Origin of the sequence: Actinoalloteichus spitiensis RMV-1378, assembly GCF_000239155.1 — a bacterium.
GTDB lineage: Bacteria > Actinomycetota > Actinomycetes > Mycobacteriales > Pseudonocardiaceae > Actinoalloteichus_B > Actinoalloteichus_B spitiensis.
On sequence record NZ_AGVX02000211.1, the window covers coordinates 1 to 16,464 of the forward strand.

The following is a 16,464-nucleotide window of genomic DNA, read 5'->3' on the forward strand; positions in this document are numbered from 1 at the left end:
GAACACCTCGCGCGGCGGGTGGCCACCGACGCCGAGGGCCGGCGGTGGCGCCGCCGTCCACGGCCTCCCGCTCGCCCGCGCTCCCGTTCCCCCTGCCCGCCCGGGTCGCCGCGCACGGGCTGGCCCCACCCACCGTGCCCCGCCTTCCCTCGACCGGGTGAGCGCCGGGACCGAGCCGGGCCTGTCCGCCGGCCCCGCCCGGATCACGACGATCCCCGGCAGGGCGGCGGCGGGCGCGGCCACGAACAGGGCGGGCTCGGCCCGGTGACGGAGAACTCATCCCCCGCTGGTCCGGGCGGCGGTGTCAGCTGGCGGTGAGCGCGACCACAATCGGCGCGGAACGGGAAGAGATCTTCACTCGAAGGGGTTAGAGACCCCGCTATGCGAAGCCGTTACAGGACTCCCCTGCTGACCCGCCGTCGCCACGTCGACTACTGCCGGTTGGCGAGTGCCACCTGTCCGGGTCGCTGATCCGACTCAGCGTCCGACCGCCCGCACTCATCCAGGAGTCCCCCCATGTCCGAGGCGACCGCCCGCCGCAGATCCCTCCGTCCCAGTCTCGCCATCCAGGTCCTCGCCGCCCTGCTGCTCGGCCTGTTGCTCGGCCTGGCCGCCAGGTCCCTCGAATGGGACTGGCTGACCACCACCCTGGCCACCCTCGGTTCCTCCTACGTGAGCGCGTTGCAGGTCACCGTGGTGCCGCTGATCTTCACGGCGATCGTCGTGAGCATCGCCAACCTCCGCAACCTCGGTCGGGGCCCGGGAGCGGTCGCCCGCCTCGGGGGGAAGACCCTGCTCTGGTTCGCCATCACCTCCCTGATCGCGGTGCTGATCGGGTTGGCGACCGGTCTGCTGAGCCGGCCGGGGGAGGGCGTCGCGATCCAGCCCGATCCCGAGACGGTGGAGTCGCTGGCCGAGCGGCAGCCCGGTTCCTGGCTGGACTTCCTGACCGGCCTGGTGCCGAACAACCTCTTCGCCGCCTTCGCCGACGGAGCGGTGCTCCAGGTGGTGGTGATCTCCGTGGTCACCGGGATCGCCGCCTACACGCTGAACGACAGGGCCGCTCCCTTCATCGCCTTCAACCGCTCCGCGTTGGAGATCGTGCAGAAGGTGCTGTGGTGGCTGGTGCTGCTCGCACCGCTCGGCGTCCTCGGTCTCATCGGCCGTGCCGTGGCCACCTACGGCGTCGGGGAGACCCTGGCGCCCCTGCTGCGCCTCGGCGTCTCCGTCTACGTCGCGTGCTTCGTCGTGCTGCTCGCCGTCTACCCGCTGCTGCTCCGGCTGGTCGCCGGCGTCAATCCACTGCTGTTCTTCCGGAAGGCCTGGCCCGTCCTCCAGTTCGCGTTCGTCTCCCGCTCCTCGGGGGCCACGCTCCCGCTGAGCACCCGGACCGCCGTCAACCTCGGCGTCGACTCGCGGTACGCGAGCTTCGCGGTGCCCCTGGGCGTGACCACCAAGATGGACGGGTGCGCCGCCATCTACCCGGCCATCGCGACCATCTTCATCGCCCAGTTCTACGGTGAGACGCTCACCCTCACCGACTACCTGCTGATCGTGCTGGTCGCCGTGGTCGGTTCGTCGGCCACGGCCGGCGTGACGGGGTGGTTCACGATGCTCACCCTGACGCTGAGCACCGTCGGTCTGCCGTTGGAGGGGGTCGCGCTCGTCTTCGCCATCGACCCGATCCTCGACATGATCAGGACCGCGACCAACGTGGCCGGTCAGATCGTCGTCCCGGTCCTGGTCGCACGGAGCGAGGGGCTTCTGGACCGGGAGACACTGGTCTCCCGGGACAGCTCCCTGCTCGACCCCACCGCACCGCCGCTCACCCAGGAGACCGGGTCGGCCGGCGGCGTGGACGGCGGACCGGCGGGCGAGGACGCGGCCGGCGGGCGGACCACCTCGGCCACCGACCACGAGGACCCGCCGGTGCCGGCCGGTGAGGGACGTTCCCCTGCCGTCGGCTGACCGCGCGGCCACCGCCAGCGAACCGGGTACCGCTCCGCCAAAAGGGCGACCCGGTTCGCTTTCGACGGAGGGTTGGGGCACGCGCCGCCCGGGCAGCTGTCGAGCAGCGACAGAAACTGGCCCCGCCTTTGGTAGGGCTTCGCCATGACCGTTCCCCCCTCCGGGCAGCGAGCATCGATCAGGGGTTTTGTGCCAGGACGCGTCCTTCGGTCCGCCACTCGCCGCGCCAGCGGCGCGGCCAGGGCCCCAGCAAACTGTGGTCGGGCCGGCCGTCGGCGACGACGTGCCAGGCGAGGAGGTTGAGCGTGCCCGAGTTGGCAGCCGAACACGGCACCGGAACCGGGGCGAGTGTCGAGATCCGCCCCCTGCGCAAGGTGCTGATCGCCAATCGCGGTGAGATCGCCGTCAGGGTGGTCCGGGCCTGCCGGGACGCCGGACTGAGCAGCGTCGCGGTGTACGCCGACCCGGATCGGGACGCTCCGTTCGTGCGGTTGGCGGACGAGGCCTTCGCCCTCGGCGGCGACACGGCGGCCGACAGCTACCTGTCCGTCGACAAGCTGCTGGACGCCGCCGAGCGCAGCGGCGCGGACGCGGTCCACCCGGGGTACGGCTTCCTCTCGGAGAACGCGGACTTCGCCGAGGCCGTGACGAAGGCCGGGTTGACCTGGATCGGCCCGACGCCGCAGGCGATCCGCGACCTGGGGGACAAGGTCACCGCCCGGCACCTCGCGACGAAGGCCGGTGCTCCGCTGGTGCCCGGCACCAAGGACCCGGTCTCCGGGCCGGAGGAGGTCGTGGCCTTCGCGACCGAACACGGCCTGCCGGTCGCGATCAAGGCGGCCTTCGGCGGTGGCGGTCGTGGCCTCAAGGTCGCCAGGACCCTCGAGGAGATCCCCGAGCTGTTCGACAGCGCCGTCCGGGAGGCCGAGGCGGCCTTCGGCCGGGGCGAGTGCTTCGTGGAGCGGTACCTGGACCGGCCGCGCCACGTCGAGGCCCAGGTCCTCGCGGACCAGCACGGCCGCGTCGTGGTGGTCGGCACCCGGGACTGCTCGCTCCAGCGCCGCCACCAGAAGCTCGTCGAGGAGGCTCCGGCGCCCTTCCTCAGCGAGGAGCAGCACGCCACCATCCACGAGGCCGCCCGGGCGATCTGCCTGGAAGCCGGTTACCACGGCGCGGGCACCGTGGAGTTCCTGGTCGGCACGGACGGCACGATCTCCTTCCTCGAGGTCAACACCCGCCTCCAGGTGGAGCACCCCGTGAGCGAGGAGACCACCGGCATCGACCTCGTCCGGGAGCAGTTCCGGATCGCCGAGGGCCTGCCGCTCGAGCTCGCCGCCGATCCGGTGCCGCACGGCCACTCGATCGAGTTCCGGATCAACGGCGAGGACGCCGGCCGCAACTTCCTCCCCGCTCCCGGGACCGTGACCCGGTTCGTGCCCCCGAGCGGACCGGGTGTCCGGGTCGACGCGGGTGTCGAGACGGGCAGCGTCATCGGCGGTCAGTTCGACTCGCTGCTGGCCAAGCTCGTCGTCACCGGCCGCACGAGGGCGGAGGCGCTCGCCAGGGCCCGCCGGGCGCTGGACGAGTTCGCCGTCGAGGGGATGGCGACCGTGCTGCCCTTCCACCGCGCGGTCGTGCGCGACCCGGCCTTCACCGCCGAGGACGGGTTCGCCGTGCACACCCGGTGGATCGAGACCGAGTTCGACAACACGATCGAGCCCTTCACCTCGGGCGCGGAACCGGCCGGCGAGGACGGGCCGAGGGAGTCCGTGGTCGTCGAGGTCGGTGGGCGTCGGCTCGAGGTGTCGCTTCCGGCCGGGCTCACCTCGGGGAGCGGCCAAGGCCCGAAGGCCGCGGCGACGAAGCCGACGCCGCGTCGCCGCGGTGGTGGGCGGACCGTCGCCGTGTCCGGGGACGCGGTCACCGCACCCATGCAGGGGACCGTCGTCAAACTGGCGGTCGCCGACGGCGACCAGGTCTCCGCCGGCGATCTGGTCGCGGTGCTCGAGGCGATGAAGATGGAGAACCCGGTGACCGCGCACCGGGCGGGGACGATCACCGGGCTGACGACCAGCGCCGGGGACACCGTCAGCCAGGGCACCGTGCTGTGCGAGATCAAGGACTGAACGGCGGGGTCCTGGTAGTCCTCCCCGACCGGGCCGACGCCGAGCTGCTGGCCGACGGCCTGGCCGAGGAGGGCTGGCGACCGGCGACCGTGCACCGTGAACTGCTCGCCGGCGAGGACGACGCCGAGGACGCCGACTGGGTCGTCGAACTGCTCAGGACCCCGACGGGAGAACCGGCGGCGGCCCTGCGGGACCGGCTGGACGAGCTGGCGCTCCCCCTCCACGGGTTCACCAGCGCACTCGACTGACCGAGGTCCGCTCCGCCGCGCCGGCGAACGTAACATCGGCGTTCGTGGAGGACTTTCCGTCACCAGACGTCCGGATCGGGGACGCCGAGCGAGCCGAGGCGGTGCGGTTGCTCGGCGAACACCTGAGCGCCGGTCGTCTGGGCGCGGAGGACTACGGGGACCGCGCCGCACGGGCGTCCTCCGCCGTGACGCGGGGGGACATCGCCCGGCTCTTCGTGGACCTGCCGGAACCCCGTCCCGAGTTCCTGCGTCCGCCGCCCCGACCACGGCACGACCTGGAACCGCGACGCCACGCCGGCGCCCTCGACCTTCCGACGGTCGCCACGATCGCGGTCTGCTGGGTCGCCGGCCTGGCGATCGCCTTCGTCGTGCGCAACCCGCTGGTCCTGCTGCTCCCCCTGGTGGTGACCCTGGTGCTGCGCCCCCGCCGCTGAGGTGGAACCCCTCCCCGCCCCTCACCTGGTGCGCCGGCCGGGGCTGGCTGGTGGGTGGTGGTCGGGGCTCGTGGTCGTGTTGGGTGTGGCGTTCGTCGGACGCGTCCGACGTCGAGGTGCCGCTCGGTGGTCGCCGGCGCCACCGGGTCCGGGGTTCCGCTGCGCCTGGCCAGGCTCGTCGTTGTCACCTCCGGTCCATCCCCGCGGGTTCCGCGCCGGTGGCTCGGGCTTGTGGCCCCCGCACGGCCCGGGGCAGCGACGGCCGTCACCCGCGGCCGCCGGATTCCCCCGTTCCGCTTGACGGCGCGCCGGCGCCATTGGTACCCACCGAACGGGGGACACGGCGGACGGAGATCGTCGTCCGGCCGGTGACGAGGGGAGCCCGGGATGCCGCAGCTCGTGATCATGGTGCTGGTGGCCGTCGGAAGCGCGGTCGCGGCGATCGTCCAACGCCGACGCGACCGGCGGCTGGCGGCCGAGTTGGGCGCCTGGGCCGCTCATCACGGCTGGGTCTACCACCCCAACGACCAGCGCTGGGTCGGAAGGTTCCAGGGGCCCCCGTTCAACAGGGGCTTCGGCCGCACGGCGAGGCACGTCCTCGTCGGACGCCACCGGGGTTGGCGTGTCGCGGCGTTCCAGTACGTCTACAAGGAGAAGCGGGGCTCGGGGAAGAACCGGCGTACCGTCACCATCACGAACCTGGTGGCCTGCGCCTCGGCGGAACGCGGCACCCCGTGGCCCTCGCTCCAGATCGGCCGGGAGCACTTCGGACACCGGCTGATGAACCTCTTCGGCGGGCACGACCTGCGGTTGGAGAGCGAGGACTTCAACCGCACCTTCCGCATCAACACCGTGGACGACAAGTTCGCCTACGACGTCCTGCACCCGCGCACGATGGAGTGGATGCTGGCCGACGCGCGGGCCGTCCGGTTCCCGCTCCGCTTCGAGAACGTCGACCTGGTGACCTGGGAGAGCGGGACGCTGGACCTGCCGCGGGCCACCTCGATGCTGGACTACCTGGTGGACTTCCTGGAGCGGATTCCCCAGTTCGTCTGGAACGACGGTGGGGGCGGTTACCGCACGCCGCGCACCCCGGGAACCTCGTCGGGACCACCGCCCGCCGCGCCGCTGCCGCCGCAGGGCATCGCCGGCGTCCCGGCCGGTCCGGCGCACGGTGCCGGTGGGCACGCTCCGCCCCCCGCCCCCTCCGCCACGCCGGGTGCCCCGCCCGCTTGGCATCCCGGCCACCCGGAGTCCGGAGCGCCGGGTGGCGCCGGTCCTGCTTGGAACGTTCCCCCTCCCCCCGCCGGCGCGCCCGGGCAACCACCGCCGCCACCCCGCTGGTGAGGTCTGGCCGGCGGCCCGTGACCGCCCTCGTGGTGGGCTCCCGCCGGCCGGGTGCCGTGGTGGCGGCCCCGCCGACAACACCGGTAAGCCCTACCCTCCTCGCGTGGACCACGTGGAGATCAACGCGGGTGTGGCGTACCTGCGGCGGCTGCGCGCGGACGGCGCGCTCGACGACTGCCCGGCGCTGGTTACCGCCTCGGACGACGCCGCCGTCCGCGCCGTGATGGGAGTCGGCTCTCCCCTCGACCGCGCCGGCGCCCGCGCCTACGTGACCCGCCGGTCCGAGCAGTGGCGGCGCGACGAGCTGTTCTCGTGGCCGTGGCCGAGCCGACCAGCGGCGCGCTGCGCGCCGAGGTGGTCCTTGTCCCCGGCAGGCCGGGAGCCGGCTCCTCGGGGAACTCCGCCGAGCTGCGGTGGTGGTGCCCGCCCGGGGGGACAGCGCCGGACACGCTGCGCGGGGCGCTCACCGCCGTCGTCGGTTTCGCTTTCGCGGGTCTCGCCCTCGGTTGGCTGTGGATGCGCCGCACACCGGAGGCCGACGGTCTCGCCGGCGCCCTCGGGTTCCGCCAGGGCCGACCGCCCGACCCGGCCTGGTGCGGCGGTGCTGGCGCGGCGCACGCGCTCCCCTGGTGCATGGCCGCCACCGGTTCGGCGGTGGAAGCGGGACCGGCACACACCGAGCCGCACCGTGCGTAGCTGACTCGATCCGTTCCGTGGGTTACGGTACGGCCCATGCGCGGGTTCACCTCCGGACGACGGCTGGTCGGCTCCGTCGCCGCCGTCCTGCTCACGACCGGCTGCGTGGCGGAGGCCGGTGGTCGTGCCGCTCTCCGGGAGCCGCCGTCGCACCTGCTGGCCCCTCTGCCGACCTCGTCACTCCCCCCTCCGCCGCCACGACCCGCCGAGATGCCGATCGACGGGCTCGACCCCTGTGCGCTGCTCAGCCGGGAGGACCGGGTCCAACTCGGCATCGACCGCCCACCGGTGCCCGGCGTGGAGAACGGGTTCGGGGAAGCCGCGACGTGCAGCCTGCGGAGCGCGCAGAACCTGGTGGGAGCCCGGCTCGCGCTGGTCACCATCGAGGGAGTGGGGGTGTGGACGGACGACACGGCGCAGGTCGAGGTGGACCACGTCTCGTCGGCCGGGTTTCCGGCGCTCGTGGTGCGCACCCCCGGACAGGAGGGCGTCTGCAACGTCGAGGTCGACGTCGCCGAGGGGCAGTTCCTCGACGTCCTCTACCGGGACGACGGGGGGAGCCCGCCCCCCGGTCTCGACCAGCTCTGCGCCGGGGCCGAGCGGGTGGCCGAGATCGTCACGACGAATCTCCGCGACCGGTTCGGCATCGCGGCGGAGGAACACGAAAGCGCCCCACCATCGGGTTGATTTCGCCGGATCAAGTCAACAAAACGCCCTGCACGGAGTAGGCCCACTACACACCGAACTCATCCTTCACTCGTCAGCGGGAATTGGGTTTTGGGCCGTCGACTGTTCTACTGAATGACGCACTGTCCGCGATCAGGTAACTCCCCAACGTCATCACGGCGGGCTAAGCTTCAGCACGGTCGCAGGTAGGGAGGTTGTCGTGCCATCCAGCCACAGTCCCGACGACGGGCACGGTCCCGCCGGCCCGTCGACACCATCGCCATCCTCCGGCGAGGACGGCACGGTTCCGGGCGGCGGAGGTCACCTGGAGATCGAACCGCAGGCGATTCCGGAACTCATCAGTTCCCTCCAGCACGCGCTCGACCAGCTCGGTCCGCAGATCGAGCACGCCTTCAACGACCTCAGGATCATTCCGTGGGCCGGCGACCCGGTCAGCCAACGCGCGGCGGAGCGCTTCAACGAAAGCTCCTTCGGGAGCAGTGCGGCGGCGTTCGAGGCGCTGTGCGGATATCGCGACCAACTCCAGTCCGCCGCGGGTTCCCTCCGGATGGCCAACGAGCAGTACCAGGTCATCGAGGGGGACAACTCCGCTTCCTGGGACACGTACTGCTGATCTACCCGTGGGGGTGCTGAAACATGGGCGGCGCGCACCGCTGGAACGGTTACACGCACGAGGAGCTGTACGAACAGCTCCACTCGGGCCCCGGGCCGGACGCCTCCCACACCGCCAGTGACCGGTGGGCCGCGATGGCGAACGCGTTGGGTGAGATCGACCAGGACGTCCACGAGGCGCTGCTCCGCTCCACCACCTCCTGGCAGGGCGCGGCGGCGGAGAGCGCGCGGGACGGCCTCGGACCGCTGCGGGACTGGGCGCGGGAGGCCAGGGAGCTCGCCGACCTGATGCGCAAGGCCGCAGAGACGCAGGCGGAGAACGTCAGCAAGGCCCGCGCGGACATGCCCCCGCCGGTCCAGGTCACCGCCGAGGAACCCGGGCTGCTGGACAACCTCCGCTCCCTGTTCGGCGGCCAGTCCGACTACGAGGAGCAGGAGTCGGCGCGGCGCGACGCGGAAGCCCGGGCGTTCGAGGTGATGACCACCTACGAGGTGAGCACCGCGAGCGCCACGACGATGCTGGCGACGTTCCGGCCTCCCCCCGAAGTGGTCGTGCAGGCCCCCGACCTGGTCCGAGGGGACGGGACGGCCGCGGGCCGGCCCCTGCTCTCCCTGCGGGTGCCCACGCCCGCTGCCCGTCCCGGGCATTCGACCCCCCGGGGCACGCCGTCGTCCCTCCGGGGTCCCGGGACCACTCCCGGGCAACGCCAACTCCGCTTCCCCCGGCCGCCCGTCCGGACGGCCGCCCCCGCCCCGACCGGGGAGCACGAGCCCGACCCGCCCGCCGTTCCGCCGGGCGGCACCAGCGCCACCGAGACCGTCGACCTCTACGGCAGCGACCACCGGGTGGCCGCCCCCGTCATCGGCGGAGGCACCGCCTGATGGCCTTACTCGACGTGTTCGCCCGGCACTCGGACGACCCGTTCGCGCTGAGCGCGCTGGAGTTCGACGTGCTGTGGCACCACCTGGGGCTTGGTGACCAGCCGCTGGTGATCAGGGTCGACTCGCCGGGCCGGACGTTCGAGGAGCGGGCCTGGTTGGAGGAGGCGGCGTGGCGCGACCTCGGGCAACGAGGTCTCGGCTGCCCCGGCGCGGTCCACGGGGAGCTGCGCTCGCTGCTGCTGCGCCTGGAACGACCTGACGTGGAGGTGGACGGCCGGCTCTGGCTCGGGCAACGCCGGGTCCGGGTCCTCGCCGCGTCCACCAGGGGCCGGGGCGTGTTGGCGGTCCTCGAGCACAAACGCGTGACCCTGCGCGCGGTGGAGGGGAGCGGCCTGGCCAGGGCCGCCGTCGCGACCGCACCCGCTCGCCCCGCCGGGCCGGGCCACTCCGTGACCCTGCGGGCCGAGCAGCTGGACAGCGCGGCCGCGAGGGCCGGCAGCTCGGCGGACGCCCTGCGCACCGCCCTGTGCGGCCGGGGCGTGCGGGAGGAGGACGCCCGCACGCTCGCCGAGATGGTCCGGGAGGCCGGCGACCGGGGCCAGTTCGGGGTAGCGCGCCGGGACGGCTGGGGAAGCCGTCGGCGGCTCGACCGCGTCATCGCCTTCTTCGACACCCCCAAGGGCCGCTACCTCCAGACCCGGCGGGCGGCTCCCGACGGCTCCCGGTGGTCCGTGCTGTCGCCGGTGGACTCCCGCCGGTTGGTCCAGCACGTCGAGGACATGCTCGCCGAGGTCCGAGGGCAGGCCGCGGTCGGGCTGCCCTCGAACGGGCACGTCGTGGGTGCCTCCTGGCCGGCGCCGTGATCCCGCCTCCTCGGCGGAACCGTCAGGCGGTGGCCTCCAGCCGGGGCCGGGCCTCCGGAGCCGCGGCTCTCCTGGCGTCCGCGGTCTGGTCGTCCGGTTCGGTCTGCGACTCCCGCTCGGCCTCGACCCGCGCGACGTAGACGCGGACCTCCTCCCGCACGGTGTCCTCGTCCCAGCCCAGCACGCGGCCCATCAGCCGTGCCGCCGCCTCGGCGGAGTCCACCCCCCGGTGCGGGTACTCGATGGAGATCCTGGTGCGACGCGTGAGGACGTCCTCCAGGTGCAGCGCGCCCTCGTGGCTGGCGGCGTAGACGATCTCGACCTGGAGGTAGTCAGGCGATCCCGGGACGGGTTTGAGCAGTTCCGGGTCGTCCGCCGCCTCGGCGAGGACCTGGTGCACCAGCGAGCCGTAGCGGTCCAGGAGGTGCCGGACGCGGTAGGGGTGCAGTCCGTGCCGGGCGGCGAGCTGGTCGGCCTGGTTGACCAGCGCGTGGTACCCGTCGGCGCCCAGCAGCGGGACCTTGTCGGTGATGGAGGCCGGGATGCGGTTGGGCAGGTCGGCCGCCGCCGCGTCGACGGCGTCGGCCGCCATCACGCGGTAGGTGGTGTACTTGCCGCCCGCGATCGCGATCAGGCCAGGAGCGGGCCTGGCGACGGCGTGTTCCCGGGAGAGCTTCGAGGTGTCCTCGCTCTCCCCCGCGAGGAGCGGGCGCAGGCCCGCGTACACGCCTTCGATGTCCTCGTGGGTCAGCGGGGTCGCCAGTACCGAGTTGACGTGTTCCAGGATGTAGTCGATGTCCGCCCGGGTCGCCGCCGGGTGGGCCAGGTCGAGGTTCCACTCGGTGTCGGTCGTCCCGATGATCCAGTGGTTGCGCCACGGGATGACGAAGAGCACCGACTTCTCGGTCCGCAGGATCAGGCCGGACTCGGCGACGATGCGGTCCCGGGGGACGACGATGTGCACGCCCTTGCTGGCCTCCACGCGGAACCGGCCCCGGCTGCCGGAGAGGCGCTGGAGCTCGTCGGTCCACACGCCGGCGCAGTTGATCACGACGTTCGCGGTGACCGAGGTCTCGGCTCCCGACTCGACGTCGCGCACGTGCACACCAGCCACCCGGTCGGCCTCCCGGACGAACCCGGTGACCTGCGTGGAGGTCCGCACCACGGCGCCGTACTGCGCGGCCGTCCTGGCCAGGGTCATCGTGTGCCGGGCGTCGTCCGACTGGGCGTCGTAGTAGCGGATCCCGCCGATGAGCGCGTCCCGCCGCAGGGCGGGGAACAGGCGAAGCGCACCGGCCCTGGTGAGGTGCTTCTGCCCCGGCACCGACCGCGCTCCGCCCATGGTGTCGTACAGGAGCAGGCCGGCGGCCGTGTAGGGCCGTTCCCACAGCCGATGGCTCAGCGGGTAGAGGAAGCTGACCGGTTTGACCAGGTGCGGGGCGAGCCGGGTGAGCATCAGCTCCCGTTCCCGCAGGGCCTCGCGGACCAGGCCGAACTCCAGCTGCTCCAGGTACCGCAGGCCGCCGTGGAAGAGTTTGCTCGACCGGCTCGAGGTGCCGGATGCGAGGTCCCTGGCCTCGACGAGCGCCACCCGGAGCCCCCGGGTCGCCGCGTCGAGCGCGACCCCGGCGCCGGTGACGCCGCCGCCGATGACGAGGACGTCGAAGTCCTCCTCCCCGAGACGCGCCCAGCTGCGGTCGCGCTCCGCCGGGCTCAACGCGCCGGGCGGCACCACGGCCTGGGCGTCGGTCGGCCGAGGGCCGGGCCTCCCGCCCCGCTGGTGCGCACCGTGTTCGTCTGCCACCGGATCCGCCTCCTCCGCTGTCAGGGCGTCCACGTCTGGACTCCGTCAACGCTACTCCGACCGGATGAGCCCACGGGTGGGGCCATCCGCCATGTCGTGCACCTACTGTGCCCGTTCGGGCCGCTCACCGCGACCGACAGCACCCATGATCGTTGAGTGTGGACACTTTCGCTACCGGGAAGTAACGTCCCGTGCACCCACAGGTTGCGGCACCGTCGCCCGGCCCGGCGCAGGTGCGACAGCCTGACCACCGACCCATACTGTCGCCGACGCGGGGAGGCCACCGATGGATCCGATCAGCAATGGCGAGATCTTCGTCTGGGAGCTGCTGGGCACCGCGGTATTGATCCTCCTCGGTGCCGGCGTGGTGGCGAACGTGGTGCTCCGCCGGTCCAAGGGACGTGAGGGCGGTTGGCTGCTCATCGCGATCGGCTGGGGCTTCGCCGTCTTCGCGGGGGCGAGCATCGCCGACCCCTCCGGCGGGCACATCAACCCGGCGGTGACCCTCGGCCAGGCGATCGCGGGCAACACCCCGTGGTCGGTCGTGCCGGTCTACATGGTGGCGCAGCTCATCGGCGCGTTCCTGGGCGCGGTGATCGCCTGGGCCGCCTACAAGCTCCAGTTCGACACCCACGACGACCCGAAGGGCACCCTCGGCATCTTCTCCACCCAGCCGGCGGTGGAGAACCGGCCGTGGAACACCGTCACCGAGGTGATCGGAACGTTCGTCCTGCTGCTGTGGATCCTGCTCAGCCCGGCCGCCGAGGTCGGGGCCGGTGACGTCCCGGTCCTGGGCAACTCGGCCCTCGGTTACGCCGGCGTCGCCTTCCTGGTGATCGGTATCGGCGCCTCGCTCGGCGGTCCGACCGGGTACGCCATCAACCCGGCCAGGGACCTCGGACCCCGCATCGCCTACGCGGTGCTGCCGATCAGGGGGAAGGGCAGCCCGGAGTGGGGCTACTCCTGGGTTCCGGTCGTCGGGCCGCTGGTCGGCGCGTCGCTCGCGGCCCTGCTGTACCTGGCGCTGCCGCTCTGACGCCGGGAGCCGCCCCAGGGTGTGGCGCCACCACCCGGGGGGCATGACCAGGGCAACGGCCCGGTCCCGACGTGACGTGGCGGCGGTACCCGGGCACCACGACTCTCGAACGGCCGGAACCACGAGGAGGCAGGCGAGGCATGGCCAACTACGTAGCCGCGATCGACCAGGGCACCACGTCGACCCGGTGCATGGTGTTCGACCACTCCGGGGCAGTGGTCGCCGTGGACCAGCGGGAGCACGAGCAGATCTTCCCCAGGGCGGGGTGGGTGGAGCACGACCCGGAGGAGATCTGGCGCAACACCAGGCAGGTGTGCGCGGGCGCGCTGGCCAACGGCGACCTCGTCGCCTCGGACATCGCCGCGGTGGGGATCACCAACCAGCGGGAGACCACCGTCGTGTGGGATCGCAGGACCGGTCGTCCCGTCCACAACGCGATCGTCTGGCAGGACACCCGCACCGACCGGATCATCGAGGAACTGGGCCGGCTCGGCGGCGGCCAGGAGCGGTACCGGGACCGGACGGGGCTGCCGCTGGCCACCTACTTCTCCGGGCCGAAGATCCGGTGGATCCTCGACAACGTCGAGGGCGCCCGGTCGAGGGCCGAGGCGGGCGACCTGCTGTTCGGCAACATGGACACCTGGGTGCTGTGGCACCTCACCGGCGGTCCGGACGGTGGCCTCCACGTCACCGACCCCACCAACGCGTCCCGCACGCTCATGATGGACCTGGACACCCTGAGCTGGGACGAGGAGATCGCCGGCGAGATGGGGGTGCCGCTGTCGATGCTCCCGGAGATCCGCTCCTCCTCCGAGGAGTACGGGCGCATCAGCCAGCGGGGAGCGCTGAACGGCCTGCCGATCGCGGGCATCCTCGGTGACCAGCAGGCGGCGACCTTCGGTCAGGCGTGCCTCTCCCCCGGTGAGGCGAAGAACACCTACGGGACCGGCAACTTCGTCCTGCTCAACACCGGCACCGACAAGGTGATGAGCCAGAACGGGTTGCTGACCACCGTCTGCTACAAGCTGGGCGAACGGGAGACGGTCTACGCGCTGGAGGGCTCGATCGCCGTCACCGGCTCGCTGGTCCAGTGGTTGCGGGACAACCTGGGGCTCATCGGCTCGGCTCCCGAGGTCGAACGGCTCGCCGCGACCGTGTCCGACAGCGGCGGCGCGTACTTCGTGCCCGCCTTCTCCGGCCTCTTCGCACCCTACTGGCGCTCCGACGCCCGGGGCGCGATCGTCGGACTGACGCGGTTCGTCAACAAGGGGCACCTGGCCCGCGCCGTGCTGGAGGCCACCGCCTTCCAGACGCGCGAGGTCATCGACGCGATGAACGCCGACTCCGGTGTCGCCCTCAAGGCGCTCAAGGCCGACGGGGGCATGGTCGTCAACGACCTGCTGATGCAGTTCCAGGCCGACATCCTCGGCGTGCCCGTGATCCGTCCCAAGGTGAACGAGACGACGGCACTGGGTGCCGCCTACGCCGCTGGGCTGGCCGTCGGCTTCTGGGGCGGCGAGGACGACATCCGGCGCAACTGGATCCAGGACACCCAGTGGGAGCCCTCGCTCGCCGAACAGACCAGGGAGGCCCGCTACCGCGAGTGGAAGAAGGCGGTCACCAGGACCTTCGACTGGGCCAGCGGCGACGAGGAGTGAGGGCCGGGCTCAGTCCAGGTCGTCGGCGGGCCGCATCAGCTGCCGGCCCACCTCGGTGATGGAACCGGAGAGCGACGGGTACACCGAGAAGGTGTAGGCGAGGTCGTCCACGGTGAGCTGGTTCTGCACGGCCATCGCGATCGGCAGGATCAGCTCACTCGCGGACGGGGCGACGACGACCCCGCCGATGACCACCCCGGTCGCGGGCCGGCAGAACAGCTTGATGAAGCCGCGGCGCAGGCCCTCCATCTTCGCGCGCGCGTTCGTCGCCAGCGGGAGCATCACGCTCCTGGCCGGCACCTCACCGGAGTTGATGGCGCCGGTTCCGATACCGACCGTGGCGATCTCCGGGTTCGTGAAGACGTTGGCGGCCACCGTCTTCAGCCGCAGCGGCTGCACGCTGCCGCCCAGGGCGTGCCACATGGCGGTCCTGCCCTGCATCGCGGCCACCGAGGCGAGCAGCAGGACGCCGGTGCAGTCGCCGGCGGCGTAGACGTTGGACACCGAGGTCCGCGAGACCCGGTCGACGGGGATGAAGCCACCGCGCCCCGGGGTGATGCCCACCCGCTCCAGTCCGATGTCGGTGGTGTTGGGCACCGAGCCGACGGTCATCAGGGCGTGGCTGCCCTCGACCACCCGCCCGTCCTGGAGGTGCACCCGGACTCCGCCGTCGACGCGTTCCACCCGCTCCGCCCTGGCGTGCTTCACGACCTCGGTGCCCCGCTCCGCGAACACGTCCTCCAGCACCGCGGAAGCGTCCGCGTCCTCGTGCGGGAGGACCCGGTCACGGCTGGACACCATCGTGACCTTGACGCCCATCTCGGTGTAGGCGGAGGCGAACTCGACGCCGGTGACACCGGAACCGATGACGACCAGGTGTTCGGGCAGGTCCGGGAGGTCGTAGATCTGCCGCCAGGTGAGGATGCGCTCCCCGTCGGGTTCGGCGCCGGGGAGGATGCGGGGCGTGGCCCCGGTGGCGATCAGCACGACGTCGGCTTCCAGCACCTCCTCCTGGCCGTCCTCCGCCTCCACCGCCACCCGGTGGGTGGCCAGTCCGGGGTGTTCGTCGGTGAAGCGGGCGTAGCCGCGCACCACCCGGACGTTCTCCCGGCGCAACCGGGTCTCCAGGTCGGCGGACTGGGCGAGGGCGAGGCCCTTCACCCGGCCGTGCACCACCGGGAGGTCGACCTCGGCGTGGCCCTCGCTGGTGTTGATGCCGAGTTCGCCAGCGCTCTTCGCCGCGGAGCGGGCGGCGGCGGAGACGATGAAGGTCTTCGACGGCACGCAGTCGTAGAGGACGCAGGCGCCGCCGAGGCTGTCCTGCGTGACCACCGTGACCTCTGCGTCATGCTGCGCTGCGACCAAGGCCGCTTCCCAGCTGGCCGGGCCGCCCCCCATGATCACGACGCGGGTCACCAGGTCCTCCTTCGTAGAAAAGCGAACATCCGTCGAACTCCGCAACCGTACGCTGTCCACCGGCGCCGCGAACGATGGCCCTGGTCCCGGCTCTGCCGCTAGCACGATCCTGGCACCGGACCAAGGCCCGCGCCCGACAGCGTTCCGACAACGAACGGCTACCCTGTCAGGGTGCCGCTCTACGCCGCGTACGCCTCCAACATGGATCCAGCCCAGATGTTGGAACGGGCCCCGCACTCGCCGCTGGCGGACACCGGCTGGCTCGTGGGCTGGCGGCTCACCTTCGGCGGGGAGGACATCGGCTGGGAGGGCGCGCTGGCCACCATCGTCGAGGACCCCGGCTCCCAGGTCTTCGTGGTGCTCTACGACGTGACGCCGGAGGACGAGCGCAACCTCGACCGGTGGGAGGGTTGCGAGCTGGGTCTGCACAAGAAGATCCGGCTCCGTGTTGACACCCTGGACCGCTCCGTCCTGGCCTGGTTCTACGTGCTGGACGCCTACGAGGGGGGCCTGCCCTCGGCGCGCTACCTGGGCGTGGTGGCCGATGCCGCCGAGGCGGCCGGGGCCCCCGGGGAGTACGCCAACGAGATCCGCACCAGGCCCTGCACCGGCCTCGGCCCCTGATCCCCGGCGGGCGGGGCGGACCCGTGCCGGCTCCCGCCACGGCTGGTGCCGGCCGCCTGGTCG

General features: G+C 72.4%; 16 protein-coding genes. 14 read left to right on the forward strand and 2 right to left on the reverse strand.

Annotated features, from left to right (window positions below; genetic code table 11):
* Nucleotides 1-381 precede the first annotated feature (381 nt).
* The 11 genes from ACTIDRAF_RS35565 (at nt 382) to ACTIDRAF_RS0210700 (ending at nt 9,863) form a co-directional block, all read left to right on the forward strand.
* Nucleotides 382-471, forward strand: coding sequence for a putative leader peptide (locus ACTIDRAF_RS35565; protein ID WP_372492994.1), 90 nt, complete (start codon nt 382-384; stop codon nt 469-471).
* 45 nt (nt 472-516) lie between these two features.
* Nucleotides 517-1,968: a dicarboxylate/amino acid:cation symporter gene (locus ACTIDRAF_RS0210655; protein WP_016698724.1), complete on the forward strand. Its 1,452-nt coding sequence runs from the start codon at nt 517-519 to the stop codon at nt 1,966-1,968.
* 314 nt (nt 1,969-2,282) lie between these two features.
* Entirely contained in the window at nt 2,283-4,094 is a 1,812-nt protein-coding gene (locus ACTIDRAF_RS0210660; RefSeq protein ID WP_245533497.1) for an acetyl/propionyl/methylcrotonyl-CoA carboxylase subunit alpha, read from the forward strand.
* Nucleotides 4,076-4,342 carry a hypothetical protein gene (locus tag ACTIDRAF_RS0210665; RefSeq protein ID WP_016698726.1) on the forward strand — a complete coding sequence of 89 codons (267 nt, stop codon included), beginning with the start codon at nt 4,076-4,078 and terminating at the stop codon, nt 4,340-4,342. The genes ACTIDRAF_RS0210660 and ACTIDRAF_RS0210665 overlap by 19 nt, the downstream gene beginning before the upstream one ends.
* Nucleotides 4,343-4,386: 44 nt before the next feature.
* Nucleotides 4,387-4,776, forward strand: a complete 390-nt coding sequence (locus ACTIDRAF_RS28245; protein ID WP_016698727.1) for a DUF1707 SHOCT-like domain-containing protein — start codon at nt 4,387-4,389, stop codon at nt 4,774-4,776.
* Between the two features lie 387 nt (nt 4,777-5,163).
* Nucleotides 5,164-6,123 (forward strand): type III secretion system chaperone family protein, encoded by a 960-nt coding sequence (locus ACTIDRAF_RS28250; RefSeq protein WP_016698728.1) that lies wholly within the window; start codon nt 5,164-5,166, stop codon nt 6,121-6,123.
* Between the two features lie 312 nt (nt 6,124-6,435).
* Nucleotides 6,436-6,819: a hypothetical protein gene (locus ACTIDRAF_RS0210680; protein ID WP_016698729.1), complete on the forward strand. Its 384-nt coding sequence runs from the start codon at nt 6,436-6,438 to the stop codon at nt 6,817-6,819.
* A gap of 36 nt (nt 6,820-6,855) precedes the next feature.
* Entirely contained in the window at nt 6,856-7,506 is a 651-nt protein-coding gene (locus ACTIDRAF_RS0210685) for a DUF3558 domain-containing protein (RefSeq protein ID WP_016698730.1), read from the forward strand.
* Between the two features lie 199 nt (nt 7,507-7,705).
* Nucleotides 7,706-8,119, forward strand: a complete 414-nt coding sequence (locus ACTIDRAF_RS0210690) for a hypothetical protein (protein ID WP_016698731.1) — start codon at nt 7,706-7,708, stop codon at nt 8,117-8,119.
* Nucleotides 8,120-8,142: 23 nt separating this feature from the next.
* Nucleotides 8,143-9,000, forward strand: coding sequence for a PPE domain-containing protein (locus tag ACTIDRAF_RS31925; protein WP_016698732.1), 858 nt, complete (start codon nt 8,143-8,145; stop codon nt 8,998-9,000).
* Nucleotides 9,000-9,863: an ESX secretion-associated protein EspG gene (locus ACTIDRAF_RS0210700; RefSeq protein ID WP_016698733.1), complete on the forward strand. Its 864-nt coding sequence runs from the start codon at nt 9,000-9,002 to the stop codon at nt 9,861-9,863. The genes ACTIDRAF_RS31925 and ACTIDRAF_RS0210700 overlap by 1 nt, the downstream gene beginning before the upstream one ends.
* A 22-nt stretch (nt 9,864-9,885) precedes the next feature.
* On the opposite strand, the gene ACTIDRAF_RS0210705 is transcribed toward ACTIDRAF_RS0210700, so the two are convergent.
* On the reverse strand, nt 9,886-11,595 hold the full coding sequence (locus ACTIDRAF_RS0210705) for a glycerol-3-phosphate dehydrogenase/oxidase (RefSeq protein WP_039786785.1): 1,710 nt from the start codon (nt 11,593-11,595) through the stop codon (nt 9,886-9,888).
* Nucleotides 11,596-11,953: 358 nt separating this feature from the next.
* Here ACTIDRAF_RS0210705 and ACTIDRAF_RS0210710 point away from each other — a divergent pair, with 358 nt between their 5' ends.
* On the forward strand, nt 11,954-12,703 hold the full coding sequence (locus ACTIDRAF_RS0210710; RefSeq protein ID WP_016698735.1) for an MIP/aquaporin family protein: 750 nt from the start codon (nt 11,954-11,956) through the stop codon (nt 12,701-12,703).
* A 140-nt stretch (nt 12,704-12,843) separates the two neighbouring features.
* Nucleotides 12,844-14,361 (forward strand): glycerol kinase GlpK, encoded by a 1,518-nt coding sequence (glpK, locus tag ACTIDRAF_RS0210715; RefSeq protein WP_016698736.1) that lies wholly within the window; start codon nt 12,844-12,846, stop codon nt 14,359-14,361.
* 9 nt (nt 14,362-14,370) lie between these two features.
* On the opposite strand, the gene ACTIDRAF_RS0210720 is transcribed toward glpK, so the two are convergent.
* Complete coding sequence (locus ACTIDRAF_RS0210720; protein WP_016698737.1) at nt 14,371-15,777, reverse strand: NAD(P)H-quinone dehydrogenase; 1,407 nt, start codon at nt 15,775-15,777, stop codon at nt 14,371-14,373.
* Nucleotides 15,778-15,948: 171 nt separating this feature from the next.
* On the opposite strand from ACTIDRAF_RS0210720, the gene ACTIDRAF_RS0210725 reads away from it, so the two are divergent.
* Nucleotides 15,949-16,401 carry a gamma-glutamylcyclotransferase gene (locus ACTIDRAF_RS0210725; RefSeq protein ID WP_016698738.1) on the forward strand — a complete coding sequence of 151 codons (453 nt, stop codon included), beginning with the start codon at nt 15,949-15,951 and terminating at the stop codon, nt 16,399-16,401.
* Nucleotides 16,402-16,464 lie beyond the last annotated feature (63 nt).

Coding starts and splice junctions, on each gene's coding strand:
- ACTIDRAF_RS35565 (WP_372492994.1), top strand. CDS start 382: ATGCGAAGCCGTTACAGGACTCCCCTGCTGACCCGCCGTCGCCACGTC.
- ACTIDRAF_RS0210655 (WP_016698724.1), top strand. CDS start 517: ATGTCCGAGGCGACCGCCCGCCGCAGATCCCTCCGTCCCAGTCTCGCC.
- ACTIDRAF_RS28250 (WP_016698728.1), top strand. CDS start 5,164: ATGCCGCAGCTCGTGATCATGGTGCTGGTGGCCGTCGGAAGCGCGGTC.
- ACTIDRAF_RS0210685 (WP_016698730.1), top strand. CDS start 6,856: ATGCGCGGGTTCACCTCCGGACGACGGCTGGTCGGCTCCGTCGCCGCC.
- ACTIDRAF_RS31925 (WP_016698732.1), top strand. CDS start 8,143: ATGGGCGGCGCGCACCGCTGGAACGGTTACACGCACGAGGAGCTGTAC.
- ACTIDRAF_RS0210700 (WP_016698733.1), top strand. CDS start 9,000: ATGGCCTTACTCGACGTGTTCGCCCGGCACTCGGACGACCCGTTCGCG.
- ACTIDRAF_RS0210710 (WP_016698735.1), top strand. CDS start 11,954: ATGGATCCGATCAGCAATGGCGAGATCTTCGTCTGGGAGCTGCTGGGC.
- glpK (WP_016698736.1), top strand. CDS start 12,844: ATGGCCAACTACGTAGCCGCGATCGACCAGGGCACCACGTCGACCCGG.